At 62.4% G+C, this 10,516-nt stretch carries 10 protein-coding genes; all 10 read left to right on the top strand.

Features of this window, described 5'->3' with window-relative positions; all coding sequences use genetic code 11:
- The first annotated feature begins 25 nt into the window (after positions 1–25).
- The 10 genes from CSQ99_RS10900 to CSQ99_RS10955 all read left to right on the top strand — a co-directional run bounded on the left by CSQ99_RS10900 (position 26) and on the right by CSQ99_RS10955 (position 10,342).
- A complete protein-coding gene (locus CSQ99_RS10900; RefSeq protein ID WP_014211439.1) occupies positions 26–226 on the top strand; it encodes a ferredoxin in 201 nt (66 codons plus the stop codon).
- Positions 223–1,464: an NAD(P)/FAD-dependent oxidoreductase gene (locus tag CSQ99_RS10905; RefSeq protein ID WP_099039056.1), complete on the top strand. Its 1,242-nt coding sequence runs from the start codon at positions 223–225 to the stop codon at positions 1,462–1,464. The genes CSQ99_RS10900 and CSQ99_RS10905 overlap by 4 nt, the downstream gene beginning before the upstream one ends.
- Before the next feature lie 558 nt (positions 1,465–2,022).
- Entirely contained in the window at positions 2,023–3,108 is a 1,086-nt protein-coding gene (locus tag CSQ99_RS10910; RefSeq protein ID WP_099039057.1) for a cupin domain-containing protein, read from the top strand.
- A gap of 18 nt (positions 3,109–3,126) precedes the next feature.
- Positions 3,127–4,131: a dihydrodipicolinate synthase family protein gene (locus tag CSQ99_RS10915; RefSeq protein WP_245908855.1), complete on the top strand. Its 1,005-nt coding sequence runs from the start codon at positions 3,127–3,129 to the stop codon at positions 4,129–4,131.
- Between the two features lie 18 nt (positions 4,132–4,149).
- Entirely contained in the window at positions 4,150–5,040 is an 891-nt protein-coding gene (locus tag CSQ99_RS10920) for a VOC family protein (RefSeq protein WP_099039058.1), read from the top strand.
- A 45-nt stretch (positions 5,041–5,085) separates the two neighbouring features.
- The gene (locus CSQ99_RS10925; RefSeq protein ID WP_014211444.1) at positions 5,086–5,472 is read left to right on the top strand and encodes an SCP2 sterol-binding domain-containing protein; all 387 of its coding nucleotides are present in this window, start codon (positions 5,086–5,088) and stop codon (positions 5,470–5,472) included.
- Positions 5,473–5,639: 167 nt separating this feature from the next.
- Positions 5,640–6,716: a dihydrodipicolinate synthase family protein gene (locus CSQ99_RS10930; RefSeq protein ID WP_014211445.1), complete on the top strand. Its 1,077-nt coding sequence runs from the start codon at positions 5,640–5,642 to the stop codon at positions 6,714–6,716.
- A gap of 946 nt (positions 6,717–7,662) precedes the next feature.
- Positions 7,663–8,172, top strand: a complete 510-nt coding sequence (locus CSQ99_RS10945) for a 3-phenylpropionate/cinnamic acid dioxygenase subunit beta (RefSeq protein WP_099039076.1) — start codon at positions 7,663–7,665, stop codon at positions 8,170–8,172.
- Positions 8,173–8,294: 122 nt separating this feature from the next.
- On the top strand, positions 8,295–10,070 hold the full coding sequence (locus CSQ99_RS10950) for an FAD-binding protein (protein ID WP_099039060.1): 1,776 nt from the start codon (positions 8,295–8,297) through the stop codon (positions 10,068–10,070).
- Positions 10,067–10,342, top strand: coding sequence for a 4Fe-4S dicluster domain-containing protein (locus tag CSQ99_RS10955; RefSeq protein ID WP_099039061.1), 276 nt, complete (start codon positions 10,067–10,069; stop codon positions 10,340–10,342). The genes CSQ99_RS10950 and CSQ99_RS10955 overlap by 4 nt, the downstream gene beginning before the upstream one ends.
- Positions 10,343–10,516: the final 174 nt, after the last annotated feature.

The following is a 10,516-nucleotide window of genomic DNA, read 5'->3' on the forward strand; positions in this document are numbered from 1 at the left end:
CGACGAACATAGGGAAGGAAAGCACATGGACGGAGTCATAAAGGCTAACCACGCGGTATGTCAGGGATACGCGAACTGTGTCGTAGCCGCCGAGGACTACTTCGACATCGACGACCGGGGACTCGTGTTGGTCCGGAAGACGGAGGTCCCTTCCGCGGACAGGACCCGGGTCGAGGAGGCTGCGCGCAGCTGTCCGGTGGCAGCGTTGGAAGTCGTAGACGAATGACGTCACGGGTCGTCATCGTCGGCAGTTCTGTCGGCGGGGTCCGCACGGCCCAGGCGCTGCGATCGGAAGGCTACGACGGCGACATCGTCCTCGTGGGCGAGGAAACTGCACTGCCCTACGACAAACCGCCGCTATCCAAAGCGTTGCTTGCGGGTACGAGTGACATCGCGGCTGCGACGTTACTCACCAGAGACGCTGCCGCCGCCGACGCCATCGAGCTTCGCCTCGGCCGCCGCGCGATCGGAGTGGATGTCGCAGCGTGTGAGGTTGAGTTCGCCGATGATGAGCCCCTGCACTACGACCACCTGGTGGTGGCCACCGGAGCGAGCGCGCGACCATCCCCGTGGGGCCAGGGACCGGGCGTTCATGTGCTACGCACCCTAGAGGACTGTCTGCGGCTAAGAGCCGACCTCGTTGCCGGTGCCCGCCTCGTGGTGATCGGGGCAGGATTTATTGGGGCCGAGGTCGCGTCAACCGCGCGGTCACTGGGGCTGCAAGTGACGGTTGTCGACCCGGTGCCGGTGCCGATGAGCCGGGTGCTTACCGAAGAGATCGGTGGGTGGTTCGTCGATTTGCACCGAGACCACGGAGTGCACACGCGATTCGGCGTCGGTGTCGAGAATATTGAGGGGGAGCGCGGCAACTTGGAGGTCGGCCTCACGGACGGGACCGTCGTGGAAGCCGACACGGTGGTGGTGGGCATCGGCGCCGTTCCGAACGACGGCTGGCTGATGCCGTCGGGACTGGTCGTCGATGACGGCCTGGTCTGCGACCAGTTCTGCCGCGCCGTCACGTCAGAGAACGTCTACGCAGTCGGCGACGTGTCGCGTTGGTTTCATCGCGCCCGCGGCGTGATGATGCGCATCGAACACTGGACAAACGCGGTCGACCAGGCGTCTTGCGTCGCGCACAATATCTCGCACCCCGACCATCTGCGCTGCTACGAGCCCGTCGAGTACGTATGGAGCGACCAGTACGACTGGAAGATCCAGTTTTGCGGCCAAACAACTCACCTAAGTGAGCCACTCGTCGTCGGAGATCGATTGTCCGACAATCGATTCACAGCGCTCTACCCCGATCGCGAGCAACGTTTGAGCGGCGCCGCGATCGTGAACTGGCCTCGAGCACTGATCGAGTGCAGGCGTGCACTGAAGGCCGGCAGCGATCTCGAAACTGTGCGGGAGAGGCTCGAACTGTTGACGAACCCACCCGACACTGCCGCGACGCGATCACCATAGTGCGGCCACGCGTGGTTGCCCGCTGCATCAGACGTGACACTGTACGTCCGCCGAAGATGCTCGCTGCGGCGCCGCAATCTTAGTTCGACAACGTCTCACCAGCGGGAAACACGGCCCTCAAGATAAACACCTTGCCGTTATCTCGCCTCACCCGATCCCGAGTTGCTCCCCAGCGGCAACAGTGTCCTCATTGCGTTGTGCGCCGATCCGAGATGACTAGCGGAGCTGGCGCGAGTCGGCACGGGGGGCTGGGGCTGCCGACGTGCTGGCTGAAGAAGATAGTCTTTCCGCAGATCGGCGCGCGAGCAGCTCAACGAACACGCTCGCAAGTCCATCCGGGAGCACCCGCGACACCACGAATTGCGGCACCGGATGATCTGGATGGCGGCGGAGTCGGCGAATTCGTCTAGCGTGCTGCATATCTCGAGCTTTCGCCCCGTTAGGGGTACTGACCCAAGAGGTCAGCTCAGTGCGGCCCGTGCGGTATTGACGCAACCGGCGGGTGCCGATAGTCTCTAATTGACAGAGTGTCATTCTGCCAACCAGAGAAGGTAGCCAATGTCCACCGCCGAGAGTTCAGAGCTCCGCGAATTTGACGTCGAGCTCGAGGCTGCCAACTTACGTGGGCAATGGATATACGACGAAATGCTGGAAAGCGTCGTCGGCGGCCCCAAGCCCGCCGGTGTTCCGTTTCTGTGGCGATGGCACGATGTTTACGCGAAGCTTCTGAAGTCGTGCGACGTGATGCCTGAAAGTTTGACGGCGCGACGCAATCTCTCGTTCATCAATCCGGATGCCCGGGGAACCACGCACACCATGAACATGGGCATGCAGATGCTCAAGCCCGGCGAGATTGCCTATGCGCACCGCCATACCATGGCGGCGCTGCGGTTCGCTATTCAAGGCGGCCCCGGCCTGATTACTGTGGTGGACGGCGAGCCGTGCCAAATGGAGGACTACGACCTTGTCTTAACCCCTCGCTGGACGTGGCACGACCACGAGAATGCCACCTCGGAGAACGTCGTTTGGCTCGACGTGCTCGATATCGGATTGGTGCTCGGGCTCAATGTTCCCTTCTATGAGTCCTACGGCGAGAAGCGCCAACCTCAACGCGACGAGCCGGGAGAGCATCTCGCCGACCGGGGGGGCCTACTCCGCCCTGCATGGGAGCAGGTCAAGACGGCGAACTTTCCATTCCGCTATCCCTGGCGCGACGTCGAGCGGCAGCTCCAGCGGATGGCGGGCCTTGCGGGCAGTCCCTACGACGGCGTCGTCCTGCGTTATGCCAACCCCGTCACAGGCGGATCGACCATGCCAACGCTCGATTGCTGGGTGCAATTGCTGCGGCCCGGCCAGCGGACCGACGCCCATCGCCACACGTCGAGTGCCGTGTATTTCGTCGTGCGTGGCGAAGGGACGACCGTCGTCGACGACGTGGAGCTTGACTGGGGGCCCCACGACAGTTTCGCGGTGCCTAACTGGAGCACCCATCACTTCGTCAACCGGTCGACAGAAGATGCCGTGCTGTTCTCGGTCAACGACATCCCCACACTCAAGGCACTCGATCTCTACTACGAAGAGCCCGAGCTGTCATTGGGGGCGCACCCGTTTCCCCCAGTACCCGCCAACCTCCGAGCCCGCTGACGTTTCACCAGAAAGGCAATGCCTGTGCCTGACACGAAGTTGACCGTTGATGACATTACCGGGGTCGTTGGCATCATTCCTACGCCCTCCATCCCGACGGCCGACCAGCCCGACACAACATTCTCCGTGGACCTCGACGAGGCGGCGACGCTTGCCGACTCGATGGTCCGCGGCGGGGTCGACGTGCTTATGACCACAGGCACCTTCGGCGAGTGTGCCTCGCTGACATGGGACGAGTTGCAAAGCTTCGTCGCCACCGTCGTCGATGCCGTCGCGGGTCGAATCCCGGTTTTCGCTGGAGCGACGACGCTCAACACCCGCGATACGATCACTCGAGGTCGTCGGCTCGGCGAGCTCGGTGCCGACGGTTTGTTCGTCGGTCGTCCGATGTGGCTGCCCCTCGACGACGCCGGAATTGTGCGCTTCTATCGCGATGTGGCCGAGGCAGTGCCGAACCTGGCACTGGTTGTCTACGACAACCCAGGCGCCTTCAAGGGAAAGATCGGGACCCCCGCATACGAGGCGCTTAGCCAGATACCACAGGTTGTCGCTGCCAAGCACCTCGGACTGCTCAGTGGCTCCGCCTTCCTCTCCGACCTCCGCGCCGTCGGCGGTCGTGTGCGGCTACTGCCGCTTGAGACCGACTGGTACTACTTTGCCCGGCTATTCCCAGAGGAGGTCACCGCCTGTTGGTCGGGCAATGTGGCCTGCGGCCCTGCGCCGGTAACCCACTTGCGCGACTTAATCCGAGCCCGCCGCTGGGACGACTGCCAAACGCTCACCGACGAACTCGAGGCCGCTCTCGCGACGCTCTACCCGGGCGGCAACTTCGCCGAATTCCTCAAATACAGCATCCAAATCGACAACGCCCAATTCCAAGCAGCCGGTTTTATGCGCACCGGGCCCACCCGGCCGCCGTACACCGAAGTGCCGGAGTCCTACTTGGCTGGAGGGCGCGAGGCCGGCAAGAACTGGGCCGCACTCCAGCAGCGCTATGCGTCACTTACCGTCCCGAACCACTGAATCGCCCGAGGACAGCACATGTTGGTGAAGGCGTTGGGTTATGTGGGTGTGGAGTCTCCGGATGCGAAGGAGTGGTTGGAGTTCGGTCCGGAGGTTTTGGGGATGGAGGCGGTGGAGGCGGCCAGTGGGTCGGTTCTGTTGCGGATCGATGACGCCGATCACCGGTTGGCTGTGCATCACGGGGAGCGCAACCGGATGTTGTATGCGGGGTGGGATGTGGGCAGCGAGGAGGCGGTTGAGGCTGCTGGGGAGTTGTTGCATCGGCAGGGTATTGGGTTTGAGGTGGGAACCGAGGAGGACTGCGCGGCCCGCGGTGTGTTGGGCTTTGTGACGCTGTCGGATCCTTCGGGGTTGCGTCATGAGTTGTTTTACGGTCAGAAGGTGGTGCCGGGTTCCTTCCGGCCCGGTCGTGCGATATCGGGGTTCGTCACCGGGGCGCAGGGGTTGGGTCATGTGGTGCTGGCGACGCCGGACCTCGCGCAGGCCGACCGGTTCTTGCGGGGGGTGTTGGGGTTCAAGAAGAGCGATGAGATTTACACCTTCATCGATCTGTGGTTCTACCACTGCAACCCGCGCCATCACAGCATCGCGTTGACTCCGATGCCGGGTGTGCGGGGACTGCACCACGTGATGGTAGAGGTGCAAAGTTTTGATGACGTGGGGATGGCTTATGACCTGTGCATGTCGCGCAACATTCCGCTGAGCATGACGTTGGGGCGCCATGTCAACGATCGGATGGTGTCGTTCTACGTCCGAACACCGAGCGGTTTTGATCTCGAGTACGGCTGGGATGCGGTCACCGTCGACGAGGAAACCTGGACCGTCGCCCAGTACGACCGACCCAGCGTGTGGGGCCACCAGATGGTCGCCCAAACACCACCAGGAGCACTCGAAGCCGCAACAACATGAACGGCTCGACGGACGAGACGACGAAAACGATCATATGGAGGTGAAATGGCGATCCAGTTCCTAACCGACGACTGGGCGACTGCGGTGACCGACGCGGCCAATGCCGACGAGAGGTTCCGCATTGCAGCGAAGGGACATGACGTGGTGCTCCGCGTATCCGTGTCGCAGAGCCCGGCCAGCGATGACTACTACATGCATTTCTCTGACGGGTCGCTCATCGTCGGTATCGGATCCCCGCCGCGCACGCCCGACGTGGAGGCCGAGCTCAGCTACGAAACAAACGTCGAGCTGTCTCGGGGTGCGCTCAACGGCCAGACCGCGGCCATGACCGGGCAGATGAAAGCCGTCGGCAACATGATGAAGATGATGTCGATCGGAAAAGCCCAGGATCGGCTCGCAGAACTCGAGAGCGGCTTAGACATCGACTACTAGCACTGATCGCGGCGCCTAGAGTTGACTTCGCGCCGAGGGACACAATGCCACGAACGGGAGTGCATCGGCACCTACCATCGGCTCAAGTCCCACCCTGGACGGTCCGGCGCGACCATACCGCCAACAAAGCCATTCCGAAAATCCTCAAACCAGATTGGACACGGCTCATGACAACACGCACCAGCGAACTCGTTCCCAGCGACATGAAGGGGTTGTGGGGATTCGTGCCGGCCTGCTCGACGCCGGACGCCGCCGATGTCAACGCGGTCGACACGATCGACACCGATGCGCTGGCGTCTCTGGTTGATCGACTGGTTCGTGATGGTGTCGACGGCATCGTCACGACCGGCAGCGCCGGCGAGTCGCACACCCTTTCCGACGACGAATACCGCACGCTCATCACCACGGTCGTGGAGACGGTGAACGCTCGGGTTCCGGTGTTCGTTGGTGCCAGTACGCTCAACACGCGCGACTCGATCCGACGCGCCCGCGTCATCGCCGACCTCGGGGCGGACGGGATCATGAGCGGACCGCCGATGTATTTGCCGCAGACTGCCGAGAACGCGGTCCAGTACTATAAAGACCTCGCCGAGGCCGTTCCGGAGCTGGCGATTATGATCTACCAGAACCCGCACGCGTTCCGCATCACATTGCCGCCCGGTGCATTTAGGGAGCTGGCCCAGATTCGCAATATCGTTGCGCTCAAGCAGACCTCGATGGACATCTTCAATGTGATCGGCGCAATCAAAGCGGTCAAGGACAAGATGTCGGTCCTCGTCTTGGACCAGTTGATGTACCCCGCAATGATGTTCGGCGCTGCCGGAGCGTGGAGCATCGACGTATGCATGGGCCCCTGGCCCGCGCTTTCGCTGCGCGATGCATGCCAGCGTGGCAACTGGACAGAGGCCGCGGCCATCGCCGACCAGATGCAGGCGCCATTTCGAACGCTGGGTCTGACTATGGAGGAATTCCAAGCCATGCAGTCCGCCTGGTGGAAGATCGCAATCGACACTGCGGGCTATGGGCGTGCTGGGGCTGCTCGGCCGCCCTTCGTTCACATACCGCAGACCGTCGTCGACTCCGCGCACCGCTACGGTGAACGCTGGGCAGGACTTGCGGAGCGCTATCACCGGTCAAGGGAAGCCGCTGGGCTGCCGCCTGCCGCGGCGAACGGCGCCGCCGCCTCGTCATCGACGCCGGGGAAGAACCGTCAGGGCGACCTGCTGACCACTCCCGCCACCTAGGCGTCTAGGTCTGTAGCCAACGTCGCCAGCCCACTCAGCACCGGCTGAACTTCGGGAAGGACTGCCAAGCCGAGCACTGCGACGGTGGCGAGGTTGAACAATGCCGCCTGCTCGCGGCCACCGACCTGGTGGGCTTCTCCGAGAGCCCGTGCACGATGATGGGTCAGCCAGTCAGGATTGTGATCGAGAGCAGCGTCAGGATAGGAAGTCGCACCCGACCCAACGCGTCGCCGAGCACCCAGATGTTCGGCGTAACAAGCGTTTTCGCCGCCGTGGCCGCAGCGAGCATGTCACAAGTCACAAGCGCCACGGGCGGTCTGCCAGGGACCACGCCGGCGATCACTCGGAGATGTCCGAACCCATAGGTGCGACAATCATCATCGCCTGCCGACTCGGGCGATCCGGGGAGTGGAGTCGGCTAACGCCCGCCACCCGGGTGTTCGTCGGCTTCGCCGCGGACAATCGCGGCAACGACCGCCGCGAGTGCTTTCTGTTCCCGCGCCCCGCGGCCGAATGTTCATAGCAGGGCACCGACAGCACGACGATATCGCCACAGACCTCGGCCATGAGCGGCTGGCGGCCCCGGCGCAAAGGCAAGTCGGTCGAAGCGATCAACACGTCCAGTCGCGATCTTGCTTGCACTGCCGCAGCCTGCCGAACGCGTCGTAAATGCCTGATTCGTCAGGACTTAGCGTGATTTCGTCTACATAAGGTGACGCGCCAGGCGCCCGGGTATCGCGCATCCGATGGAGGCGCCACGTGAGCTCGCGTCCAGATCGGTTGTGCAGCATCGTCATTAGTTCCGCGCCGTTTTGGTCGTGGTCCATTCGGAGATGGCGTCTTGACGGGCCGGTGTGATGTATCTAGCATTCTCTACAGCGGAGGACGCATCTGTTCAGCAGAACAGAGAGTGAGTGTTGACGGGTTGATCGAGGAGTTCGGTGTGATGAATGCGATCGGGGTCGATCGGGATACCCGTGAGGCTGTCGAGGCGTTCATGTTCCGGGAGGCGGAGCTCCTCGATGGGGGGCAGTTCCGGGAATGGTTGGGTCTGCTTGACCCCGACATCCGGTATGTGGTTCCGGTGCGCACCACGAGGGAGGACTCCGCGGGTTGGGTGGGCGCGATCGCGCACTGGAACGACGACTACACGGGTTTGGAGATGCGGGTTCTTCGCGGCGAGACGGACTTCTCGTGGGCCGAGTCACCTCGGTCGCGGACCCGGCACTTCGTGTCCAACATCCGCACGACTGCCGGACCGGGGGCTGAAGAGTTGACCGTGCGCTCAAATCTGTTGTTCTTTCGCAGCCGCGGAGATAGCGGCCGCTGGGAGTTGCTCTCGGCCGAACGCGTCGACGTGTTGCGCCGGACCGACGATTCGCTGCGGCTGGCTCGGCGCGAGGTGTTGCTCGACCACTCGACGTTGCCCATCGACAACCTGTCGGTATTCCTGTAGGGCCAGCTCCCCTCACCACCTCCTCGTGGATATCGCCAATTCCAGAAAGGGCCCGACCATATGACCACCGAAACAAGCGAGACGGACTTGATCGAGATGTTGGTGAAGGCGTGACTGGCGTTATGGGAAGTGACCTGGATGTGTCGGTCCAAGAATGCGACGTCTTGGTGGTGGGTGGCGGGATTGGTGGAGCGCGAGCGGCACTGCGGGCCGCGGAGTTGGGGTCGTCGGTGATTTTGGTGGAGAAGGCGGTGGTGTCTCGGGCGGGGCCGATGACGTATGTGCACAGCCAGTACGCCCCTGATCACCGGGTGCAGGGGGAGGAGATGACGGAGTGGACGCGCGAGTTCGTGGTGGGCAGCAATTATTTGGCCGATCAGGATTGGGTGCAGCAGTACATCACCGAGGCCTACGACCGGGTTAACGAGCAGATCGAGTGGGGTGTGCCGTATTCAACTCATGAGGACGGGTCGCTGAAGTACGTGACGGTCCGCGGCCACAACCTTGGCACGACGCTGGGTGTGGATGGTCGCGTGTGTATGGAGATCCTCAAGGAGAGGATGAAAGCGGCGGGGGTGCGACTGTTCGAGCGGGTCGATGTGATTGATCTGCTGACCACCGACGGGTGTCGGCCCACCGCTGGTGCGGTGTGTGGTGCGGTGGGGGTAAATGTTGTCACTGGCCAGTGTCATGTCTTCACGGCGGGCAGCGTCATCCTCAACACCGGCCCTTGGTACCCCAAGCTGCATTACGCGTTCGCCGACCATTGCAGCGGGGAAGGTCATGTGGCGGCCTGGCGAGTGGGTGCCGAGTTCGCCGGCATGGAATTCGGCCAGTTCGCTGCCTGGAGTTACTTCAATCGGTCATTCTTCACACCGGGTCAAGCCAAGATTCAGGGGATCGGTGGCAAGTTCTGCAACGCGGCGGGCGAGTACTTCATGGACCGCTATGACCCGATCTGGGGCGATAAGGGCGGGTTGTTCACCATCGCGCGCGCGATCATGACCGAGATGGTCGAGGGCCGAGGGCCGTGCTATCTCGACTTGCGTCACGTACCACAGGCGGATCTAGAGGTGCTGTATGAAGTGTCTCCGACGGTGCGGCGCGCCTTTACCGAGTTTGAGGTCGATCCCTCCACGGACCTGCTGGAGGTGACCCCGTTCATCGTGCTCGGCACGAGCAGCACCAGCGGTCCCACGATCGACCTGGACGGAGCCACCACAGTGCCCGGCCTGTACGCGGCCGGGTATGGCACGGCGTGTCCGCATTTGATGTCGGGAATTTCTGGCAGCGGGATCTCGAGCTTCTCGGCTGTTGCGGGGTACCGGGCGGGCACTGCGGCGGCGGCGCGCGGCGGTCACGCGGTAGCGCGCAGTGTGTGGGAGAACCAGGCACAGGAGAGCTTCGCGCAGTATTTCGCGCCGATGCGTCGGCTGCGGCAGGTCCGGCCGGTGGATGTGTGGAAAGCCATCGGCGAGGCGACGGCCAATCCGGCATTCGCATTGTTTAAGTCGGAGGCACGGATCGATTCAGCGCTCGCTGAGCTGTACCGGATCCGGGATCGGGTACTGCGTTACGTTTTCGCGCCGGACTATCAAGAACTTAAGAAGGCGCATGAGGTGCGCGCATACCTGACGTTGGCGATCATCACCTGTGAGGCGATGAAGCGGCGCACCGAAAGTCGCGGGGAGCTGTTTCGTATCGACTACCCCTACGCGGACAACGATGAGTGGCTGAAGTGGCTGCTCGTGCGCCGGGGCAGCGGCGGTGAATTCGATCTGCAGTTCAGCGAACGCGACCTGCCGATCCAGTCGTGGCCGGTGCAGGCCCCGCCCGGCCGCCATCCAAGTCCATATACCGTGCCGCAAGGCTACCGCGAGGAGGCGACGGTTCAGTGATCGAAAGTATCGACGAGACGACGTGCGACGGGTGCAACGTCTGCATTGACAGCTGCCCAACCGGAGTGATCCGGCTGGTGGAGGGCGACGAACCGTGGGGGACCACCAAGTGGCGAGCCAAGATCATCTACCCCAACGACTGTCATTCCTGTCGGCTGTGCGCAATCGACTGTCACGTGGACGCCATCGTTGTCAGCCACGCACTAGTGATCCCCGACCCCTTCCTCCCCCGCGTGGAGCCCCTCGACGACCTGTCTCTATACACCATCTAACGCGGCGAAGGAAACCCCTTGTGTAGTTCTGGTGGTCGCCGGTATCGTTAAAAAAAAAAAAAATATAGACATAACACACATCTGAATCGCAATAGAAATAACAGAACTAATAAGATACTTCTCTAAGCAAGACACGCACAAGAGCAAACAACAAGCGCAATGCGACAAAGTAAT

This window comes from Mycobacterium neglectum, from assembly GCF_002591975.1.
Classification (GTDB): domain Bacteria; phylum Actinomycetota; class Actinomycetes; order Mycobacteriales; family Mycobacteriaceae; genus Mycobacterium; species Mycobacterium neglectum.

Bases quoted from the DNA above. Each gene is read 5' to 3' on its own strand.
- CSQ99_RS10900 (WP_014211439.1), top strand. From the start codon at position 26: ATGGACGGAGTCATAAAGGCTAACCACGCGGTATGTCAGGGATACGCG.
- CSQ99_RS10905 (WP_099039056.1), top strand. From the start codon at position 223: ATGACGTCACGGGTCGTCATCGTCGGCAGTTCTGTCGGCGGGGTCCGC.
- CSQ99_RS10920 (WP_099039058.1), top strand. From the start codon at position 4,150: ATGTTGGTGAAGGCGTTGGGTTATGTGGGTGTGGAGTCTCCGGATGCG.
- CSQ99_RS10945 (WP_099039076.1), top strand. From the start codon at position 7,663: ATGAATGCGATCGGGGTCGATCGGGATACCCGTGAGGCTGTCGAGGCG.
- CSQ99_RS10950 (WP_099039060.1), top strand. From the start codon at position 8,295: ATGGGAAGTGACCTGGATGTGTCGGTCCAAGAATGCGACGTCTTGGTG.
- CSQ99_RS10915 (WP_245908855.1), top strand. From the start codon at position 3,127: ATGCCTGTGCCTGACACGAAGTTGACCGTTGATGACATTACCGGGGTC.
- CSQ99_RS10925 (WP_014211444.1), top strand. From the start codon at position 5,086: ATGGCGATCCAGTTCCTAACCGACGACTGGGCGACTGCGGTGACCGAC.
- CSQ99_RS10930 (WP_014211445.1), top strand. From the start codon at position 5,640: ATGACAACACGCACCAGCGAACTCGTTCCCAGCGACATGAAGGGGTTG.
- CSQ99_RS10910 (WP_099039057.1), top strand. From the start codon at position 2,023: ATGTCCACCGCCGAGAGTTCAGAGCTCCGCGAATTTGACGTCGAGCTC.